This window comes from Neobacillus terrisolis (assembly GCF_051233475.1).
Classification (GTDB): Bacteria; Bacillota; Bacilli; order Bacillales; family Cytobacillaceae; genus Bacillus_BU.
Genome location: NZ_JBKFGH010000011.1, coordinates 251,710 through 271,726, shown reverse-complemented (window position 1 = coordinate 271,726; position 20,017 = coordinate 251,710). Strand labels below are relative to the sequence as shown.

General features: G+C 39.2%; 19 protein-coding genes. 5 read left to right on the top strand and 14 right to left on the bottom strand.

Going from position 1 to position 20,017, the window contains the following annotated elements:
- Nucleotides 1-326 precede the first annotated feature (326 nt).
- From dtd to ACI48O_RS08505, 6 genes are all read right to left on the bottom strand, one after another.
- Complete coding sequence (dtd, locus tag ACI48O_RS08530) at nt 327-767, bottom strand: D-aminoacyl-tRNA deacylase (RefSeq protein ID WP_435561328.1); 441 nt, start codon at nt 765-767, stop codon at nt 327-329.
- A gap of 14 nt (nt 768-781) precedes the next feature.
- Nucleotides 782-2,977, bottom strand: coding sequence for a RelA/SpoT family protein (locus ACI48O_RS08525; protein ID WP_435561327.1), 2,196 nt, complete (start codon nt 2,975-2,977; stop codon nt 782-784).
- Nucleotides 2,978-3,486: 509 nt separating this feature from the next.
- The gene (locus ACI48O_RS08520) at nt 3,487-3,999 is read right to left on the bottom strand and encodes an adenine phosphoribosyltransferase (RefSeq protein ID WP_435561326.1); all 513 of its coding nucleotides are present in this window, start codon (nt 3,997-3,999) and stop codon (nt 3,487-3,489) included.
- The gene (gene recJ / locus ACI48O_RS08515; RefSeq protein ID WP_435561325.1) at nt 3,990-6,356 is read right to left on the bottom strand and encodes a single-stranded-DNA-specific exonuclease RecJ; all 2,367 of its coding nucleotides are present in this window, start codon (nt 6,354-6,356) and stop codon (nt 3,990-3,992) included. The genes ACI48O_RS08520 and recJ overlap by 10 nt, the downstream gene beginning before the upstream one ends.
- 319 nt (nt 6,357-6,675) lie before the next feature.
- The gene (gene secDF, locus ACI48O_RS08510; protein WP_435561324.1) at nt 6,676-8,940 is read right to left on the bottom strand and encodes a protein translocase subunit SecDF; all 2,265 of its coding nucleotides are present in this window, start codon (nt 8,938-8,940) and stop codon (nt 6,676-6,678) included.
- 173 nt (nt 8,941-9,113) lie between these two features.
- The gene (locus ACI48O_RS08505) at nt 9,114-9,410 is read right to left on the bottom strand and encodes a post-transcriptional regulator (RefSeq protein WP_435561323.1); all 297 of its coding nucleotides are present in this window, start codon (nt 9,408-9,410) and stop codon (nt 9,114-9,116) included.
- A 128-nt stretch (nt 9,411-9,538) separates the two neighbouring features.
- On the opposite strand from ACI48O_RS08505, the gene spoVB reads away from it, so the two are divergent.
- Entirely contained in the window at nt 9,539-11,101 is a 1,563-nt protein-coding gene (spoVB, locus tag ACI48O_RS08500) for a stage V sporulation protein B (RefSeq protein WP_435561322.1), read from the top strand.
- A 38-nt stretch (nt 11,102-11,139) separates the two neighbouring features.
- On the opposite strand, the gene ACI48O_RS08495 is transcribed toward spoVB, so the two are convergent.
- Nucleotides 11,140-11,799, bottom strand: a complete 660-nt coding sequence (locus ACI48O_RS08495) for a DUF421 domain-containing protein (RefSeq protein WP_435561342.1) — start codon at nt 11,797-11,799, stop codon at nt 11,140-11,142.
- Nucleotides 11,800-11,996: 197 nt separating this feature from the next.
- Here ACI48O_RS08495 and ACI48O_RS08490 point away from each other — a divergent pair, with 197 nt between their 5' ends.
- Entirely contained in the window at nt 11,997-12,389 is a 393-nt protein-coding gene (locus tag ACI48O_RS08490; protein ID WP_435561321.1) for a TIGR04086 family membrane protein, read from the top strand.
- 49 nt (nt 12,390-12,438) lie between these two features.
- Here ACI48O_RS08490 and yajC read toward each other — a convergent pair whose 3' ends face one another.
- From yajC to ACI48O_RS08455, 7 genes are all read right to left on the bottom strand, one after another.
- On the bottom strand, nt 12,439-12,705 hold the full coding sequence (yajC, locus tag ACI48O_RS08485; protein ID WP_435561320.1) for a preprotein translocase subunit YajC: 267 nt from the start codon (nt 12,703-12,705) through the stop codon (nt 12,439-12,441).
- Between the two features lie 29 nt (nt 12,706-12,734).
- The gene (tgt, locus tag ACI48O_RS08480) at nt 12,735-13,874 is read right to left on the bottom strand and encodes a tRNA guanosine(34) transglycosylase Tgt (protein WP_435561319.1); all 1,140 of its coding nucleotides are present in this window, start codon (nt 13,872-13,874) and stop codon (nt 12,735-12,737) included.
- Between the two features lie 26 nt (nt 13,875-13,900).
- On the bottom strand, nt 13,901-14,929 hold the full coding sequence (gene queA, locus ACI48O_RS08475) for a tRNA preQ1(34) S-adenosylmethionine ribosyltransferase-isomerase QueA (RefSeq protein WP_435561318.1): 1,029 nt from the start codon (nt 14,927-14,929) through the stop codon (nt 13,901-13,903).
- Nucleotides 14,930-14,991: 62 nt separating this feature from the next.
- The gene (locus tag ACI48O_RS08470; RefSeq protein ID WP_435561317.1) at nt 14,992-15,198 is read right to left on the bottom strand and encodes a DUF2905 domain-containing protein; all 207 of its coding nucleotides are present in this window, start codon (nt 15,196-15,198) and stop codon (nt 14,992-14,994) included.
- The gene (gene ruvB, locus ACI48O_RS08465; protein ID WP_435561316.1) at nt 15,195-16,199 is read right to left on the bottom strand and encodes a Holliday junction branch migration DNA helicase RuvB; all 1,005 of its coding nucleotides are present in this window, start codon (nt 16,197-16,199) and stop codon (nt 15,195-15,197) included. Before ruvB ends, ACI48O_RS08470 begins: the two co-directional genes overlap by 4 nt.
- A 29-nt stretch (nt 16,200-16,228) precedes the next feature.
- Complete coding sequence (ruvA, locus tag ACI48O_RS08460) at nt 16,229-16,837, bottom strand: Holliday junction branch migration protein RuvA (RefSeq protein ID WP_435561314.1); 609 nt, start codon at nt 16,835-16,837, stop codon at nt 16,229-16,231.
- A 237-nt stretch (nt 16,838-17,074) separates the two neighbouring features.
- Complete coding sequence (locus ACI48O_RS08455; protein ID WP_435561312.1) at nt 17,075-17,611, bottom strand: BofC C-terminal domain-containing protein; 537 nt, start codon at nt 17,609-17,611, stop codon at nt 17,075-17,077.
- A gap of 189 nt (nt 17,612-17,800) precedes the next feature.
- Between ACI48O_RS08455 and ACI48O_RS08450 the strand changes: the two genes are divergently transcribed.
- The 3 genes from ACI48O_RS08450 to ACI48O_RS08440 are packed head-to-tail and all read left to right on the top strand — an operon-like array spanning nt 17,801 to nt 19,984.
- Nucleotides 17,801-18,337, top strand: coding sequence for a type IV pilus modification PilV family protein (locus ACI48O_RS08450; RefSeq protein ID WP_435561310.1), 537 nt, complete (start codon nt 17,801-17,803; stop codon nt 18,335-18,337).
- The gene (locus tag ACI48O_RS08445) at nt 18,334-18,822 is read left to right on the top strand and encodes a prepilin-type N-terminal cleavage/methylation domain-containing protein (RefSeq protein WP_435561309.1); all 489 of its coding nucleotides are present in this window, start codon (nt 18,334-18,336) and stop codon (nt 18,820-18,822) included. The genes ACI48O_RS08450 and ACI48O_RS08445 overlap by 4 nt, the downstream gene beginning before the upstream one ends.
- Nucleotides 18,823-18,835: 13 nt before the next feature.
- A complete protein-coding gene (locus ACI48O_RS08440; protein ID WP_435561307.1) occupies nt 18,836-19,984 on the top strand; it encodes a hypothetical protein in 1,149 nt (382 codons plus the stop codon).
- Nucleotides 19,985-20,017: the final 33 nt, after the last annotated feature.

The following is a 20,017-nucleotide window of genomic DNA, read 5'->3' as shown; positions in this document are numbered from 1 at the left end:
TAAGTAACCCTACCGAAGAATCGTTAATTCAAACCGATCAATTTCAGGAACAAGCTGCCAACGGCATCTTCCAAGGCTTAGCGAAATATTTTAAGAAGTAATAAGAAAAGCGCAAGCGCCCGGGTAGCGCACGACAGGACTGGAGCACATCGACTGAGATAAAGGAAACACGAAGAGCGATAGCGATTCGATGTTGACTTATCGTAGGGAGGTGGGCGAAGTTCACTAGTCGCTGGGCGCTGGAGCTAGACACTCAACTAACTTTTATACTATCTTTAATTGGATAAAAAAAAGGCTGGCATGAAATGTTCATGGCAGCCTTTATATTATTTACTTTCTACAATTAATGTTACAGGACCATCATTGATAAGTTGAACATCCATCATTGCCCCAAATACTCCGGTTTCTACGTTAATCCCTTTTTCGCGCAAAAGCTGGTTAAATACTTCATAAATACCGATAGCATGTTCCGGTCTTGCTGCTTCCATGAAGTTTGGCCGCCGGCCCTTTCGGCAATCACCATATAAGGTAAACTGTGAAACGGATAAAACCTCACCACCTACATCTAACAGCGACAAATTCATTTTCCCGCCATCATCTTCAAAAATACGAAGATTGGCTATTTTATCAGCTAAAAATGCAGCATCTGCTTCCTTATCCTCATGGGTAACGCCGACCAATAAGACAAAGCCCTTGTCAATCGCCCCGACCGTCGCCCCGTCCACTTTTACACTAGCTGCTTTACTACGTTGTACAACCACTCTCATCCTTGCTATACTCCTTAATTCATAATCCGTCTGACTGCATACACATCAGGGATTTGCTTAATACGGTCAACAACCTTTTGCAGGTGTGCCACATTGTGAATGGCAATCGTCATAATAATGGTTGCCGCTTTATTGCGATCAGATTTTCCAGTTACGGCTGAAATATTGGTTTTTGTTTCATTAACCGCTTGAAGAACCTCGTTCAATAGGCCGCGGCGGTCATATCCAGTAATTTCGATATCAACATTGTACTCTTTTCGATCATTAAGTGCCGTATCCCATTCAACCGGAATTAAACGATCTTTAGCATCATCGGTATTTATATTCGTACAATCGGCACGGTGCACTGAAACTCCTCTGCCCTTCGTAATAAAACCAACGATTTCATCACCAGGAACAGGGTTACAGCAGCGAGACAGCCGAATTAGTAGATTATCTATTCCAGTAACTCGAACACCAGAATCACGTTTTTTACTAGGCGCGAATCCTTTTAGCTCCGAAACGGCTTTTGTAACATTCGTCGCCTGCTCCATATCACGCTTTTTCCGCCATTTTTCGGTTAAACGATTGGCCACTTGCAGCGCCGTGATCCCATTATAACCAACAGCAGCGTACATATCTTCATCACTGGCAAAGTTGAATTTTTCAGCAACTCGCTTCAAATTCTCTGTTGTAAGGATTTCTTTCACATCAAAATCCATATTACGAATTTCTTTTTCAACAAGCTCTTTCCCTTTTTCCACGTTCTCTTCTTTGCGCTGCTTCTTGAAAAAGGCTCTGATTTTATTTTTTGCTTGTGAAGTTTGGGCAAGCTTTAGCCAGTCTTGGCTTGGCCCATACGAATGTTTGGAAGTCATGATTTCAATGATATCGCCCGTTTTTAATTTGTAATCAAGCGTAACCATTTTTCCATTTACTTTTGCACCAATCGTTTTATTTCCGATCTCCGAGTGAATTCGGTATGAAAAATCGATTGGAACGGAACCGGCCGGAAGTTCAATGACATCGCCCTTTGGTGTAAAAACAAACACCATATCCGAAAACAAATCTACCTTGAGCGATTCCATGAATTCTTCTGCATCGTCCGTTTCATTTTGGAATTCAAGAATTTCTCTGAACCAAGTAAGCTTTTCTTCATAAGAAGAAAGTTCTTGCGCAGATTTCCCTTCTTTATACGCCCAGTGGGCAGCAATCCCGAACTCTGCAATTTCGTGCATTTCTGACGTTCGGATTTGAACCTCAAGCGGTTCACCCTTCGGTCCAATCACCGTTGTATGCAAAGATTGATACATATTTGGCTTTGGCATTGCAATATAATCTTTAAATCGGCCCGGCATTGGTTTCCAGCAAGTATGAATGATTCCAAGCACGGCATAACAATCTTTTATGCTGCTTACAATAATTCGCACCGCCAATAAATCATAGATTTCATTGAATTGTTTATTTTGCTGGTTCATTTTCCGATAAATGCTGTAAATATGTTTAGGTCTTCCGGAAATTTCAGCTTTAATGGCGACCTCGTTCATTCTTGCGCGCACTTCTGCAATGACTTCTTCAAGGTATTGCTCACGTTCAGCGCGTTTTTTCTTCATTAAATTAACAATTCGATAATATTGCTGAGGGTTTAAATATCTTAATGCCGTATCTTCAAGCTCCCACTTAACCTTCGAAATCCCCAACCGATGGGCAAGCGGAGCAAAAATTTCCATTGTTTCATTAGAAATTCTCCGTTGCTTTTCGTGCGGTAAATGTTTTAACGTCCGCATATTATGAAGACGGTCAGCGAGCTTGATAAGGATAACCCGCATATCCTGTGCCATCGCTACAAACATCTTTCGATGGTTTTCTGCTTGTTGTTCTTCATGTGATTTATATTTAATTTTCCCGAGTTTCGTCACTCCATCGACAAGCATTGCCACTTCATCATTAAACGCGGCTTTAATATCCTCTAGTGAAACAGAGGTATCTTCAACGACGTCATGAAGAAAACCTGCTGCAACCGTTGCGGGATCCATTTCTAAATCAGCCAGAATTCCGGCTACTTGAATGGGATGAATAATATACGGTTCACCAGATTTTCGATATTGTTCACGATGAGCATCCTTGGCAAATTCATATGCCTTTTTCACCAGCTCAACATGCTCTTCGTTTAAGTATGCTTTTGTTCGGTCGATGACTTGTTCGGCGCTAAGTACTTGATCGTTCGCCATGTAATCACCTTTGTATTGTGCGTATTTTGTGAAAATTCCACTTATAAAAAAGCTATCCGTTTTAAAATGATTGTTACTATTATCAAAAAAAAAACGGCAGATGTAAAGTGAAAGGATTGTTATTTTTCTGGAAGATTAAAATGAATTAAAATAAATTATAAAGTTCTAAAGTTTAATTATATTATAAGGTGGGCTTTCATTCAAAAACTTTGTTAAATTTATCGCCAAATAAACAAAAAAATATTTTTCCAATCACATTTCGATGTCACATTTATAATATTTGCTCTGATATATTTGTCTGTTGATTTCCGCTCCAGGTGCTCGCTTTCCGCGGGGGAGTCCGGGAGCCTCCTCGGCGCAAGCGCCTGTGGGGTCTCCCGTGACACCTTCTCCCGCAGGAGTCTCGCACCTTCCGCTCCATTCAACAGAGTGCTCAAAATCAGCATTGTTCTTTAACATAGCCATAATATTAATAAAGAGCACCCGCTTGTGGGGTGCTCTTTTAGTAATTAGTATTCTAGCAATGTCAAGATGTCATAGTTGCTTAATTTGTTGCGTCCTTCAAGGTAAGAAAGCTCAATTAGGAAAGCAATTCCCGCTACTACCCCGCCAAGTTGCTCAACTAGGCGAATCGTTGCATCAATTGTTCCACCTGTTGCTAATAAATCATCGGTAATCAAAACTCGTTGTCCAGGTTTAATAGCATCCTTATGGATCGTTAAGATATCTTTACCGTACTCAAGTCCATATTCTGCTTTAACTGTTTCTCTAGGCAGCTTGCCTTCTTTACGGACAGGCGCAAAACCTACTCCTAATGAATAAGCAACCGGGCAACCGATAATGAAACCACGTGCCTCTGGACCGACAACTAAGTCAATTTGTTTCTCACGTGCATAATTTACAATTTGGTCGGTTGCATACTTATAAGCTGCACCGTTATCCATTAATGTAGTAATATCCTTGAATTGAATCCCTGGTTTTGGCCAATCAGGAACGGTTGTAATATATTGTTTTAAATCCATGCTTTCATTTCCTCCTCATTATTTACCGACCCTTGAATGACGTTATCAAACCAGCCCTTTAACTGCAGATATGGCGAATATAACAAATCATTTTCAAGGGAAAATTGTGCCAATTTTAACTGATATGTTTTAGATTCTGTTAAATCCCGTTTACTTGCACTTGCCGTAAGCGAAATGAATCCATTGTTTATTTTAACAAAGTCCAATTCAAAAAACACCTGTGACATAAAGTCGATCGTTTCTTTTGTCCAACCGCGATGCTTTGCCAAATCATGACCGTGTTGTTTAATATTAAATGCTCCCTTTTTGGAAAGGAACGCGTAGAACCACTTAAAATGATCCCGCGTTGGAATAGTACTAAAAAAGTCGCTATCATTTTTATAAAATTGAACATAAATCCTATCAGGCTGTTTTCTGGTAAACAGATGCTCCACCATTTCCTTTGAAGGTGGCAAGTCTACTAACACAACATTTTTTTCCTCAATGTCACATATTTTAGCTTGCTCTATTGTTTCAACACATATAACATCCTGATTTTGATAGTCTGGGATAATCGAAACATTTTCTTGATTAAAAACAATCCATTTCCGGTTTAAAGCAGGGATGGCTTCAAGATATTTATCACGTTTTTTAACCCCGCGATAATCAAAGAGCTGCCAAGAAGATACGGCAAGGTCTGCAAGGAAGATTTGCGGTTTTCTAATATTATTCCATTCGTTTATCGCTAATTCTCCGATTACGGACAGCTTTGTATTGGGAGAAATATGATCAAATAAATGCCCCAGACCAAACCCAACCCCGTCAAGAGTTGCTTGGGACTCTGTTAATGTTAACTTAAGATGGTTTTGTTCAGACCCAATTTTCTTCAGTCCTGAAAGCCCAACATTTTCGATCATTACCTTTGGCTTCGGATTATCGACGCCATAAGGAGATAACATTTGCATTTCTTCAATTGAGGTCAAATCAATATTTTCTAAAGAGACAGCACTATCAATTTTGACAATCGGGATAAAATCCTCTGCTGTTAGCTGCTCGGCAGCAAGTGCATTAAGGCTTTTGCGAAGCTCCTCTACATCATCGAGTTTCAACGTCATTCCAGCAGCCATTGGATGCCCGCCAAAATGAGGCAGAATGTCACGACAGGTAGATAAATTTTTAAAAAGATCAAACCCGGCAATGCTTCGCGCAGAGCCCTTTGCCAAACCTTTTTCTTCATCAAAGCTAAGGATAATAGTTGGTCGATAATAGCGTTCCACGAGTTTTGAAGCGACAATACCAATTACGCCAGCATTCCATCCTGATTTTCCAATAACTAAGACTGAGTTTTCGGAGACCGGAAAATGATCGTCTACTTCCTTAATTGCTTCTTCAGTAATTTTATTAACTATTGCTTGACGCTGCTTATTGAGGTCTTCCATTTCTTCGGCGATCCGGGTAGCCTCGTCCATATCCTCTGTTAAAAGTAATTCAACGGCAATATCTGCACTTTCTAATCGTCCCGCAGCATTAATTCGCGGAGCAAGTAAAAAGCCAATCGTTTCTTCATTAATAGTCGTTGGATTAACCCCTGTTAATTTAAACAAAGCCTGAAGCCCTACACATTTCGTAGCCTTCATTTTGCGTATTCCGGCTTTTGCAATTAACCGATTCTCACCCGTCAGTGATACAAGGTCAGCGATTGTTCCTATAACAGCAATATCCAATAAATGCTCTGGAACAAATCCATAAAGAGCATGGGATAACTTAAATGCAACACCTACTCCGGCCAATTCGCGAAACGGGTAAGTGCTGTCAGCCAATTTCGGATGAATGATGGCTAATGCATCAGGAAGAACTGGGCCCGGTTCATGATGATCAGTGATAATTAAATCCATTCCTAATTCTTTTGCTACTGCCGCTTCATGTAAAGCGGCAATTCCGGTATCAACGGTAATAATTAAACGGACACCGCATTCTGCTGCATATCGAAAAGCCGGTTCATTTGGACCGTAACCTTCTGTAAAACGGTTTGGAATATAATATTGAACGTTTGCCCCAAGATCCTGTAACGTCTTCATTAATACTGCTGTACTGCTAACGCCATCAGCATCATAATCTCCAAAGACGAAAATCTGTTCCTGTTGTTCGATAGCTGTTTTGATCCTGGTGACTGCCTTCTCCATGTCTTTTAGTAGGAAGGGGTCATGAAATGATTGTTCGTTTGTGAATAAAAAGGTGCGGGCCTCTTCAACCGAATCAATACTTCGGTTGACAAGCAATGATGCCACAAGAGGAGAAATGGCCAGTTCTTTCTGCAGGTCCTGAATTTTCTCTTCGTTTGATTGGCGAACTATCCATCGCTTTTTTGATTTTAACATTCGTTTTCACCCCTCAACCTTCTTATTATACAAAAGCCTGACTTCGGATTCAATGAAAGTTCAAGATGATACGAATCGTTTTTTTAAAGAAAGCTGTGTTAAAAAACAATGTTGATTTTGAGCACGCTGTTGATTGGAGCGGAAGGTGCGAGACCCCTGCGGGAGAAGGTGTCACGGGAGACCCCACAGGCGCAATGGCGCCGAGGAGGCTCGCGGACTCCCCCGCGGAAAGCGAGCACCTCTCGCTGCAATCAACAGCCCAATTTAACACAGCCAAAAAGAAAAGACAATCCAAACGTGGTCTGGATTGTCCAAACTTTTAAACTTGTGGTTGATCAGAGTTTTTACGTTTTTCCTTATACGTAATAAGCACACCTTTTTTCTTAAGTTCCTTATGTTTCCATTCAACCCATAATTGAGCAGCAATGTAAATCGAGGAATACGTTCCAACCACTAATCCCACCGTTAGGGCAATTGAAAATGGTCGAATCGTTTCGCTTCCAAATATTAAAAGCGCAATGACAGTTAATGTAACCATTAACACCGTATTAATAGAACGGCCTAATGTTTGACGAATACTTGTATTAACAACGTCGACAATCTCTTGATATGATTTAATCTTTCTTCTCTTCATCATATTCTCACGCATCCGGTCGAAGGTTACAATCGTGTCATTGATCGAATATCCGACAATCGTTAACAGGGCAGCAATAAAGGTGATATCGACTTCCATTCTTGTAATACTAAAGACTGGTATGACAAAGAAGGTCGCATAAAGTAAGGCAATAACTGCCGATACCGCCATTGGCAATTCGAAACGGAATGTAACAAAAATGATCATACCGATTGATGATAACACTAAAGCAATTAGTGCATTTTTAGCTAATTCCTTACCAACCGTTGGCGTTACACTGCTCACGTTCGGCTCAGAACCAAATTCATCTTTAAAATGAGTTTTTAGTTCAGAAATTTCCTGTTTAGACAAAATCCCTTTAAAACGAGCCACACCAATATTTTTTTCTTCACCAGAAATGACAATATCGTCCGTCTCAAGGTTTAACTGTTTAAGTTCAGTTTTAAACTCTTCTTTAGTTATCTTCTCTTTAGAAAGAACCTCAATTCGGGTTCCGCTCGTAAAATCGATTCCTAAATTCAAGCCTAAAACTAATAAAACAGCGATTCCTGCAGCAAGGAAAGCAGCAGAACCGATAAAGAATCTACGACGGTATTTTACAAAGTCAACAGAATCAAATTTTGTTGGTAAATCCAATGTATCGATATTATCTGACAGACTATACATTTCACTTTTCTTAACACCAAACCAACTTGGCTTATTTTTAAGCCAATTGCTGTTTACCCATAATCCAAGCAACCATCTTGAAAGGTAAACATTCGTGATAAAGCTGACTAGAATACTGATAATAATTCCTGTCGCAAAACCTTTAACAGAGCTAGTCCCGTACACAAATAACACAACGCCTGCAAGCAGCATCGTCAGGTTCGCATCCGTTACAGTAGAGAAGGAGTTATCGTTTCCTGCATGAAACGCAGATTTAATCGATTTACCGACTTTTATTTCTTCTCTGATCCGTTCATAAGTAATGATGTTGGCATCAACTGCCATCCCCACCCCGAGAATTAAGGCTGCAATCCCAGGCAATGTAAGGACCACATCCATTAAATCAAAGATTAGAACAGTAATATAGATATATACAGTTAAAGTTAACGTTGCGATGAAACCTGGGAAACGATAATAGGCAATCATGTACAAGAATACGGCTAAAATACCGATAATCCCCGCTAGAACCGTTTCGTCCATTGCCTGTTCCCCTAATTTGGCACCAACTGAAGTTGAATAAATTTCATCAAGCTTTACTGGTAATGCTCCAGAATTTAACAAAGCTGAAAGTTCTTTTGCTTCTTCAACAGTAAATGTTCCTACAATCGAAACTTCATCCTGATTGAAGACCTCATTAACACTTGGTGCAGAAAGGAACTTCGGATTTTCTTTCAAAACTTCCTCTTTAAATGAGTCCTTTCCTTCTTCAAAATCAAGCCAGATAACAAGAACATTATTAGGAGCCATTTTCAAAATTTCTTCTGTTACCTTACGGAATTTGTCCGAATCTTTCAACTTAAGCGAAACACTCGGTTTTCCGTTTTGATCAAAAGTCTGACTGGCACCACCCTCAACTAAGTCGGTCCCATCCATCATTAATCGATCATTTGCATCACGGAAAGATAGGTTTGCCTCTGTCGAAAGGATTTCCCTAGCTTTGTTTTGATCTGTTACGCCCGCAAGCTGGACACGAATACGGTTTTCTCCCTCAATTTGAATATTAGGTTCGCTAACACCTAATACGTTAACACGTTTGTCCAGTGCTTCGGCCGTATTGGCCAATACCTTCTCTGTAATTTTTTGATCTTTCTCAGCGGGACTTACATCATATAAAATTTCAAACCCACCTTGAAGGTCCAATCCAAGCTTAATATTGCCTAATATGTTTTTTGATGTTATCCCCATCACTCCAGCAAATACAACGATGAAGATAAAAAAGGCAATGATGCGACTCCGTTTTACCATTATGTATAAATCCTCCTTAGAAAAACCTGCCGAGAACTTTGGCCTTTGTTAATCGCCTTCGAAATAAGAAAAATGATTAATAAAAGTCAATATTGTCATTATGAAACAGTTTATATTTTAAGTCAATTTCAATAGGAAAAAGTCAAAAAACGTTAATAATAGCTTAATAAAGCTTATTTAAGTAATTGTTGACGGTCTTCCTCGTTTTCAAAGGAAAAATCAGGCAATTTGAACGCCTCTACTGTGGCATAGCTCATGTATTGACCGATTTGGACGGATAAAATATCCTGGACAATTTCATATAAGCGGATCTCTTCCTTTGTTTTTTTCCACTTCTTGTTCGTTAAATACCCCCATAATTCTTGCTCCGTTACTTCCTGATAGCCAAGGATTTTAAATTCTTCCGCCTTACTCTTTAAAACTGGATTTACTAGTTCACGAAACCGATCATATTCATGATTTAATACCATCTAAATCCGCCTCCAAGCTTGGGTCAATTTTTATACTGTTAACGAAACAACTTGTCATGCTTTGTCCACATGAGTGCATATAGTTAATTGTATATGATATCAGCATGTTTGAGAAGGCAGGGAGTGGGATGTCGAAGTTTTTAAGGGGAACTATAATTTTACTAATTGCCGGGTTAGTGACAAGGGTATTAGGGTTTATCAATCGAATTGTGATTGCCCGATTTATAGGAGAAGAGGGAGTCGGCCTCTATATGATGGCATTTCCGACATTAATCCTGGTTATAACAATAACTCAGCTAGGATTACCTGTTGCCATTTCGAAAAATGTTGCGGAAGCAGAAGCTAATGGGGATTATGGAAAAATAAAAAAGATTTTAATTGTTTCTTTATCTATTACTATTTTATTATCGCTCATCTTTACACCAGTCCTTTTCCTGTTAGCCCCCTATCTTGCTGATACCTTATTTACGGACGAGAGAACGCATTTACCGCTGTTAGCCATTGCTCCTATTGTTCCGATAGTGGCGATATCCTCGGTCCTTCGTGGTTACTTTCAAGGCAGACAAAATATGAAGCCAACGGCGATTGCCCAAGTATTAGAACAAATCGTTCGGATTGCCCTTATTGCCTTCCTTACTAAAGCGTTTTTGCCTTATGGCATTGAATATGCAGCCGCTGCTGCAATGTTTGCCTCCGTGATCGGCGAATTGATATCACTCATCTATTTAGTGACTTCATTCAAAATAAAAAAACGATTTAAACTTCGAACGGACTTTTTTAAATTTATGCATTCCGGAAAAGAAACCTTTCATGAGCTGATGAGCGTTGCACTGCCTACAACCGGCAGCAGGATGATTGGTTCGATATCATGGTTTTTCGAGCCGATTGTGGTTGCACATAGTCTTGCCATCGCCGGGGTTGCGACCGTTACCGCGACCAAACAGTATGGTGCCTTAACAGGATTTGCGATGCCTGTCTTATTGCTGCCTTCATTCGTTACCTTGTCGTTATCCACTTCACTCGTTCCAGCGATCAGTGAGGCTAATTCTCGCAATGATAATAAATTAATTGAATACAGATTGCAGCAAGCCTTACGATTTACCTTCCTGACAGGCGGAATATCTGTTGTTCTGCTTTATGTATTAGCTGAACCGCTTATGAAAGTGATGTACGGTTCGGAGAGTGGCGCCAATTTTATCAAAGTTATGGCCCCATTCTTTTTATTTTATTACTACCAACAACCACTTCAAGCCGTCCTGCAGGCACTGAATCTGGCAAGAGCGGCGATGATCAATAGCTTTATTGGCGCCGTTGTCAAAACAGTTGTCATTTTTTTATTAGCGAGTCAGCCTAGTTTCGGAATCACTGGGGCAGCATTGGGGATTATTACTGGTTTTGTCCTGGTGACATTTCTTCATTTTGCGACAGTCCTAAAAAAGATTTCCTTTTCATTTTATGTGCGGGAATATTTGAAAACCTTTATTGTCATCGGGATAACTACATGGAGCGGGCTATGGCTTATGGACCATTTTACCGTCGTTGCTCCGCTGTCCATTAAGGTGTTAGTCGGAGCCATTGAAATGACGATTCTTTATATCCTCCTTTTATTTGTTTTCAAGTTAGTATACAAAGAAGACATTAAGCGGATTCCATGGATTGGGGCCCCTCTCGCCAAATGGGTCTTCCGATAGTGTAGACATTAAATAAGGCACTTGAAGACAGCAGTGCCTTATTTCTCATCTTTTATATCAATAAAAAATTCCCCATCTTGATAACTGCAAAAAGAAATGTCCTTTATGTGGTTATAGCCCTTTTTCTTCAATTGCTGCCTTAGCCACAAATTCGTCTTATTGATCATCATAAGGTTTTGCTCCTGAATTGTCCCATCCATAATCAATGGGATCGTAAAGCCTCCATTTTCTGTTTTACCGGGATTATTTTGTTTCTCAAAAACGGACAACTTTCCTGAACTCTCCAATATCGCAAATTCTACATCCGCTATGTTTCGGATATTTTTTTCTCTTAATTGCAGAAGGAGATCATCAAAGTTATAGCGCTGTTTTCTCATCGATTCCTCATCGATCTTTCCATCGGAGATAATGACGGTTGGTTTCCCATCGATCAAATCTCGAAACTTTTTACTTTTTATTGATATAAAGGCAAATAGAATTTGGATCATCATTAAAAGAGCCATCGGTAAAATCGTGCGCCAAATGGAGTCATCCGTATTTTCTATCGAAACAGCCGCCATTTCTGCTATCATCATAAAAACCACTAAATCCAATAAACTTAATTCGCCAATTTCTCTTTTCCCCATTAGTCGAAACAGCATTAAGATGAGCAAATAAAGTACGAGTGTTCTAATAATAATGATTAAATACTCTTCCATCATTGCCCCTCCTAGAAAAAATATAACCATCATAGTTTGTACAAACGGTACGGATTTATAAATTGATTATTTTACCAATAAATTCCCCTTTTTAAAGCAATTTTTCATTCTAATCATGTATGTTCGAGAATATGCTTGTACTAGAAACCTGTTAACCATGGGGGCAGTCATCCTATAGGTTAAGAAGAAAGGGGAGGATGAACATCGCATCCAAACAATTCGGCATATCTGTTGCACACGGATTAATTGCCATTTTTTTATTGGAGATTGTTGGCAGCCTTATTTTTTCACTTATTTTAAGATTTTCCTCGGTACAGGAATCATCTCTTCAAGTAGTCCTAACAGCAGCTTCCTTTATTTCATTATTTGCCGGCGGATTTATTTCTGGGGGGAAAGGCAAAGAAAAGGGCTGGATGCTTGGAGGAGTCACCGGTTTGCTGTACTCTCTGGTAATCTTTCTATTTCAATATCTTGGCTATGACCGACTATTTAATGGGGAACAGTTAATCTATCACACCTGCTTTATGCTGATTGCCATGATGGGAGGAATTTTAGGAGTAAATCTAACTTCTAAATCAAGGACTGCCTAATCCCGTACAAAAGAAAAAGGAAGCAAGCACAAGCTCGCTTCCTTTTTTACTATTTATTTTCAGTTACTTCGCGAATTGCGTTCCGGTCATATGTAAGTCGGCTGCCATCGCCACACTTAATGACAACAGTACCTTCATCAATTGAATCGATAAATCCATGAAGGCCGCCAATTGTTACAATTTTGTCCCCTTTTTTCAAATCAGCTTGCATTTGATTTACTGCCTTTTGCCTCTTTTGTTGAGGACGAATCAGTAAAAAGTAAAATAAAGCAAACATGACCACAAGAGGACCTGCTGTTCCTAGTATGTTTTCCATTCTTTCCCCTCCTTTCAAGGTTACAAGATTTAAAAGTTCTTTGCATCAGGCTTATTAAAGCCGTATTTTTCAAAAAACTCTTCTCTAAAGTCCCCTAAACGATCTTCGCGAATCGCTTGTCTGACTTGTTCCATTAATTTTAACAGAAAATATAAGTTATGGTAAGTTGTTAATCGTATTCCGAATGTTTCGTCACAACGAATAAGATGTCGAATATAGGCCCGACTGTAATTTTTACATGTATAGCAATCACAATTTGGATCTAATGGCCCAAAGTCTTTTGCGAATTTGGCATTTTTTACAACCAATCTGCCTTCACTTGTCATTAATGTTCCGTTTCGGGCAATTCGAGTAGGAAGAACACAATCGAACATATCCACACCACGGATAGCACCGTCGATTAGTGAATCAGGGGAGCCCACACCCATTAAGTATCTTGGCTTATGATCAGGCAGTAAAGGGGTTGTAAACTCAAGGACACGGTTCATAATATCCTTAGGTTCACCGACCGATAAACCTCCAATTGCGTATCCTGGAAAGTCTAAAGATACGAGGTCTTTTGCACTTTGCTTACGAAGTTCCTCATATTCTCCCCCTTGAACAATCCCAAATAAACCTTGATCTTGTGGTCGTGCATGCGCATTTAAGCAGCGTTCTGCCCATCGTGAGGTTCGCTCCACAGATTTTTTCATATATTCAAATGTAGCCGGGAATGGTGGACATTCGTCAAAGGCCATCATAATGTCTGAACCTAGATCATTTTGAATCTCCATTGCATTTTCTGGTGATAAAAATAATTTGTCTCCGTTTAAGTGATTGCGAAAGTGAACCCCTTCCTCTTCAATCTTACGAAAATCACTTAAGCTAAAAACCTGAAATCCACCTGAATCGGTTAGGATGGCGCGGTCCCAATTCATAAATTTATGAAGACCGCCTGCTTCTTTAACAATTTCATTACCTGGTCGAAGCCACAAATGATACGTATTGCTTAAGATAATCCCCGCACCCATTTGCTTTAACTCTTCCGGTGACATCGTTTTAACCGTTGCGAGCGTTCCTACCGGCATAAAAACTGGGGTTTCAAATGAACCGTGCGGTGTATGGACCCGTCCAAGCCTCGCACCTGTTTGTTTACACGTTTTAATTAATTCATATTTAATCGCAGACAATTGCTTGTCCTCCTTCTAAGTCGCTATTACAAAATCAACATGGCATCGCCAAAGCTGAAAAATCGGTACTTTTCCTCAACTGCAAGTTTGTAGGCATGAAGTACATTTTCTCTCCCTGCTAATGCACTTATTAACATGATAAGAGTGGATTTTGGGAGGTGAAAGTTTGTGATCATCCCATCAATTGCCTTAAACTCGTATCCAGGGTAAATAAATATATCTGTCCAGCCGCTGTCACGAACAAATTTCCCGTTGTGTGCTGATGCAATCGTTTCAAGTGTTCTCGTCGAGGTGGTTCCAACGGAAATAATCCTGCCGCCCTCAGCGCGGACCTGATTTAATAATTCAGCCGTCTCACCTGTTATCTGATAATACTCTGCATGCATCTCATGCTCATGAATATCATCCACACTGACTGGGCGGAAGGTTCCAAGCCCAACGTGCAATGTGATAAACGCAATATGGACGCCCTTCTCCCTTAATTCAGCTAACAATTCTTCGGTAAAATGCAAACCAGCAGTTGGAGCCGCGGCAGATCCTCTCTCCCGAGCAAAAACAGTTTGGTAGCGATCGCGATCGTCAAGCTGCTCCTTTATATAAGGTGGAAGTGGCATTTCGCCTAAAGAATCAAGCACTTCATAAAAAATACCGTCATAATGAAATTCAAGCGTTCTGCCGCCATGTTCAGAGACCCCAACACAAACAGCCGTTAAACGGCCGTCACCAAAGACAATTTTAGTTCCAAGCTTGATTCTCTTTGCAGGCTTAACCAGCGTTTCCCACCGATCATCACCTTCCTGCTTTAACAATAATACCTCTACATTAGCACCGGTATCCTCTTTTAAGCCAAATAATCGAGCGGGTAGAACTCTTGTATCATTCAAAACTAAACAGTCACCTGCACGAAAATATTCAGCAATATGTTTAAATATCTCGTGCTTCACTTCACCGGTCTCTTTATTTAACACCATTAACCGGCTATCACTACGATTGACAAGCGGAACTTGGGCAATCAATTCTTCTGGTAGATCAAAATCAAATAAGTCAACTTTCAAGTTGTCACCTTCTTTAACCAATTACATTTTTTACAAATCTAATGAAAAATAACAATGATATTTTAACGAAAGCGCCCGATGATGAAAAAAACCACCGATAACAAGACACTCAACAAAATGGAAGTGACAACCGGAAAATAAAAAGTGGTATTCCCCTTTTTAATGATAATATCTCCGGGCAGCTTTCCTAAATGAATAAAATTCATCATAAACCCAATTACAAAGACAATGGCACCAATCAACATAATTGTTTTGGACAGACCCGTCATTTTTTATCGGGCACCTCCATATGAAAATGATGATAGACTAAATCGGTTACGACTCGTCCGCGTGGAGTTCGTTGCAAAAAGCCAATCTGTAATAAATACGGTTCATAAACATCCTCAATCGTTGCTGATTCTTCACCGATAGACGCAGCAATTGTATCTAAGCCGACGGGGCCACCGCGAAACCTTTCAATAATCCCTTTAAGTAATTTATGGTCAATATGATCAAGACCTAAACGGTCCACCTGAAGCCGTTCAAGCGCTTCATTTGCAAGAGCTGTTTTAATTTTTCCATCGCCGCTTACTTGAGCAAAATCTCTGACCCTTCTTAGGAGGCGGTTGGCAATCCTTGGTGTTCCCCTTGATCTTCTTCCAATTTCTTCAGCAGCCTGCGGGTCAATTTCTGTTTCTAAAATTTCCGCTGTTCTCGTTACGATTTCGGTTAACTGGTCCACCGTATAATATTCTAATCTTCCCAATACCCCAAATCGGTCTCGTAACGGCGCCGATATCGATCCGGCTCTAGTCGTTGCCCCGACTAAAGTAAACGGAGGCAAATCCAAACGAACAGATCTGGCGCTCGGACCTTTGCCGATGACAATATCCAAACAAAAATCCTCCATCGCCGGATATAAAACTTCTTCTATCGAGCGTTGCAGCCGGTGGATTTCATCGATAAATAATACATCACCAGGCTCTAATGCAGTTAGGATTGCCGCTAAATCACCTGGTCTTTCGATCGCCGGCCCTGAGGTCGTTCGAATATTGACGCCCATTTCATTAGCAATGATGGTGGCCAACGTCGTCTTCCCAAGTCCAGGAGGTCCATATAATAAACAATGGTCCAAAGTCTCTTGACGCAGCTTGGCAGCTTTAATAAAAATATCAAGGTTGGCCTTAATTTTTTCTTGCCCTATATATTGGTTTAATGTTTGTGGCCGTAAGACACGCTCATAAGAATCGTCCCGATCATCCGCTTCGGCAGAAATAAGTCTTTCTTCCATGACTATCTACACCCTTTTATGTGATAAATCTATTTCAATAATTTTTGCAGTGCCTTCTTTATGTACTGATCCGTTGAAAGCTTTTCTTTTTGAAGCTCACCGGCAATTTTTCTAATTTCTTTTTCCGAATAGCCCAATGCCTTCAATGCTAACTCAGCTTCTTCCCATTCTGCTAAAGTTGGTGGACTAAAACGATCATCCTCGGCAGAGAATAGATCAGGAAAATAGTCAGGGACAACCGCTTTTAATTTCCCTTTTAAATCAAGAATCATTTGTCGTGCAGTTTTCTTGCCAACTCCTGGGAATTTTACAAGGAAGGACTCATCCTCATTTTCTATTGCAAAAATAACTTGTTCAGGATTTCCCGATGCCAGTATCGCGAGAGCTCCCTTCGGACCAATCCCTGACACGTTTAATAGCTTTGTAAATAAAGTCTTTTCTTCTCGTGATTGAAAACCATAAAGAGACATTATGTCTTCACGGACATAGTGATACGTATAAATACGGACTTCTTTGCCAATTTGTTTTGAGAAATGAAATGGATTTGGAGTAATTAGTTGAAAACCGATTCCCTGATTCTCAACAACGATGTATTCCGGACCCACAAATTCGACTGTTCCTTTAATATATTCAAACAAGTGCTTTCTCTCCCTATTTTCTTGTGCAAGCGGCATAGCCCCCAAAAGCGGCTTCCCCTGTCATTAAACTGATACTCATTGTATCATACCATTTTTTCGCTTATGAACAAAAAGTTCAATTTTTCATGACAAAGAGGCTAACTTAATGAGCCAGCCTCTTCTTTAATGAAATCTTTTTCTATTAATTAAGCGCAATTAGCCATGCGCAAAGTACTTTTCAAACAGTTTCTAGCTTTTTTAATTCCATTCTTCCACCGAATAGGGTTTAAAGGTTTCCAAGACTTGATGGTAGCGATCCTTCGTTTTAATGGGAATCCCTTTTATTAATTGTTGTTTTTTTCTGCTTTCAAGCTTCCCAACATCGATTTGAAAAAATGAATGAATCACCTTTGAATTTTTCGGTTTCCCGTTAAAAATTGTCAGAATCCCTTCCTCTGTAATCCCAAAGTAACCATTCGCCTTAAGTAGTGGTGAAATATCGTCCATTGGATACCGGAATTTTAGTACTTGTCCTTGTTGACTCACAAACTGCCACTGTTTATATTTTTCTTTAATTTCGGGAATCGTTTTAGAAGTTTCTGTAATATACTCCTCACTTATATCTCCATCTAAATAAACCCTTTGCAAAATAATCAATGTTTGCACCCGAGTTTCTTGAATCTCTGCCTCATGTCTTGTCACTACTTTTTCTTCTGCGCTTCCAGTCAACCCATCACAAAATAATAGTTGAAAACTGGCTGCTGCCGTAATTAGTACGGACATTCTGGCATTCATAGACGACCACCTCTTTTAAAAATAGGAAACCAAAAATGTCAATTCCCTTACATATTTATAGTGACCATTTTGAGAAAGATTATCCATTTTCTAACATTATAACTTCGAGAAGTGATATAATTAGTGTTGAAATATGTCGAAATAGTTCGAAATACATAGGAAACTACTTAAACTTTGCAGGTGATCTGAATGAACTTCATTAAGGGGAATGAAAAAGGAGTAACATTAATTGAATTACTAGTGGCCGCTTCTTTATTAACGATTGTGTTAATCACTTTCATCGCTTTTTTCACGAATTCATTTCGGTACAATACGAAAACATCTGAAAAGGTTATCGGCGTTAATTTTATTAGGGAGAAACAAGTATCACTTAATGATAGCCCTGCTTTCGCCAATTTCATTATTAATATATCCGACACCGAGGTTACGGCTAGTGATTTGTCCAAAGATAATTCATTATATGTTGGATTGAATTTAATGGAAGATATCATGATCAACTCATCAACGTCAAGACCCGTGACATTGACAGACGGTTCAATTATAAATGAATCATATTACTTATTAAAACTTAACTCCGACGGAAAAAAGTTATCCGTTTATGTTAAAGAAAATCCTGATTATAACAACCTATACCGTGTATACATTGAAACGTATGACAAAAATGATAAATTGCTTTCTGAATCGTATATGTACTATGAAAAAAAGTCGTCAGGGGATGGAACATGAACAACAGATACTTTAATCAAAATGGACTGACCTTGATTGAATTACTGATCACCCTTGCTATTATGGCGTTTGTTGGCACATTGGTTTTCAGTGTATTTACAAATGGAATCAAATACTCAAATACAGCGAAAACAACTGTTAACCTTCAACAGCAAGCCAATATTGTATTAGCCGAGTTAACATCGTGGCATGAATCTCATAGTACATATGATATCACCCTTGATAAAAATCCCTATGGGTCTACTATTACGTTAATTCCTTATAATGGTAATGATGTTAAATTGGAAGGACAAAAGAAGATTATTTCTGATTCACGGTTTGAATATGTCATTTGTTTTGAACTAGACCAGTCATTTTCTTCTTGCAATGTGTTGACACAAAACATAAAAAAGACTCAAAAAAACTTACCTATTAAGCTCATCGTAAGAGATAAGAAAGACCATAAGCAATCATTTGAGGTAAAAACCATTCTTTCGCGGATATAGGGAGGAATTCGTTTTGAAAAAGCATCTTACCAACGAAAAAGGGATGGCACTGCTCACTGTCATTCTCATGTTTACATTATTCACAGCAATCGGCTTGATGATTTTCACATCGATCCTTAATAATATGAAACAAATCAACAAAACAGAGGGAAATATTCAATCTACAGACATTGCCGAAATGGGCGCGATCTATTTTAAAACCAAAATCAACGATACTATTGCCCTTCAGAATAACGCTGGAGCAGAAACGATCAATGATTATTTTACTACTATCAATAATCAATTAAATGTTATTGAAACAAAAAAGCCGATATCAAAAGATGACGTTTATTTTGAAATCAAAACAATTGGAGACATTAGTAAATATAGTTTACCGCCTACAGCTACCATCAAACTGCTTCCCAATAATATGACTACCTATTTAAATAAAGATGCAAGAATCATTGGAATTTTATTAAATAGTAAAGGGATTAAGAAGAACGAAACACGCTCACTAAGTATTCATTTAAAATACCTTTATAAACTCGATACCAATGGGAATTATGCTATTGCTCATCCTGGCAGCATTACCTCTCCGATTAAGTGCGGCGATCCTAGTCAAATTTCTGGAATACAATGTCTTTATACAACCCCTCAATCCTTTGAAGGAGATCTTCAAAATATTAAAGATTCCACCTTATATTTTGAAGATGATTTTAACGTTAGCGGAACCATCGTCAATGTTCAAGGCGGAAAAATACATGTTGAAGGAGATTTTGTCGCCAGTGAAATCAACAACTTCCAAGATATTACAGAGGATAAAGTTTCCGTTCCTTCAGAACTAGAAGTTGAGGGCGATGCACAAATTGGCATTATCAATAATACATTCAATGATTTCAAGCTTTTTGTCGGTGGGGACCTTACTGTCAATCAAATAGGGAATAGTGTAAGGGATTCTACTTTTATCGTATTAGGTACGGCGACGATTAAATCCGGATTAGAAAATATTAATGGAGATTGTAAACTTTGTGCTTATAACGGAGTAACAGGATATGTAAATGATCCAACTGATAAAATTTATGTCCCGGAAGATCCGGATTTTAATACACAATGTAGTTTATACGGTGGTCCGACTAAATACATTCTTCAAACGACCCCGGATGAGATGGTTGAGTATCATTAAATTGCTGAAAAAGCAGACTGCCGAACACGACAG

Coding starts and splice junctions, on each gene's coding strand:
- ACI48O_RS08520 (WP_435561326.1), bottom strand. CDS start 3,999: ATGGATTTAAAACAATATATTACAACCGTTCCTGATTGGCCAAAACCA.
- ACI48O_RS08505 (WP_435561323.1), bottom strand. CDS start 9,410: ATGGTATTAAATCATGAATATGATCGGTTTCGTGAACTAGTAAATCCA.
- ACI48O_RS08525 (WP_435561327.1), bottom strand. CDS start 2,977: ATGGCGAACGATCAAGTACTTAGCGCCGAACAAGTCATCGACCGAACA.
- ACI48O_RS08450 (WP_435561310.1), top strand. CDS start 17,801: ATGAACTTCATTAAGGGGAATGAAAAAGGAGTAACATTAATTGAATTA.
- secDF (WP_435561324.1), bottom strand. CDS start 8,940: ATGGTAAAACGGAGTCGCATCATTGCCTTTTTTATCTTCATCGTTGTA.
- ACI48O_RS08490 (WP_435561321.1), top strand. CDS start 11,997: ATGAACATCGCATCCAAACAATTCGGCATATCTGTTGCACACGGATTA.
- ACI48O_RS08455 (WP_435561312.1), bottom strand. CDS start 17,611: ATGAATGCCAGAATGTCCGTACTAATTACGGCAGCAGCCAGTTTTCAA.
- spoVB (WP_435561322.1), top strand. CDS start 9,539: ATGTCGAAGTTTTTAAGGGGAACTATAATTTTACTAATTGCCGGGTTA.
- recJ (WP_435561325.1), bottom strand. CDS start 6,356: ATGTTAAAATCAAAAAAGCGATGGATAGTTCGCCAATCAAACGAAGAG.
- ACI48O_RS08495 (WP_435561342.1), bottom strand. CDS start 11,799: ATGGAAGAGTATTTAATCATTATTATTAGAACACTCGTACTTTATTTG.
- ACI48O_RS08445 (WP_435561309.1), top strand. CDS start 18,334: ATGAACAACAGATACTTTAATCAAAATGGACTGACCTTGATTGAATTA.
- dtd (WP_435561328.1), bottom strand. CDS start 767: ATGAGAGTGGTTGTACAACGTAGTAAAGCAGCTAGTGTAAAAGTGGAC.
- ACI48O_RS08470 (WP_435561317.1), bottom strand. CDS start 15,198: ATGACGGGTCTGTCCAAAACAATTATGTTGATTGGTGCCATTGTCTTT.
- yajC (WP_435561320.1), bottom strand. CDS start 12,705: ATGGAAAACATACTAGGAACAGCAGGTCCTCTTGTGGTCATGTTTGCT.
- ruvB (WP_435561316.1), bottom strand. CDS start 16,199: ATGGAAGAAAGACTTATTTCTGCCGAAGCGGATGATCGGGACGATTCT.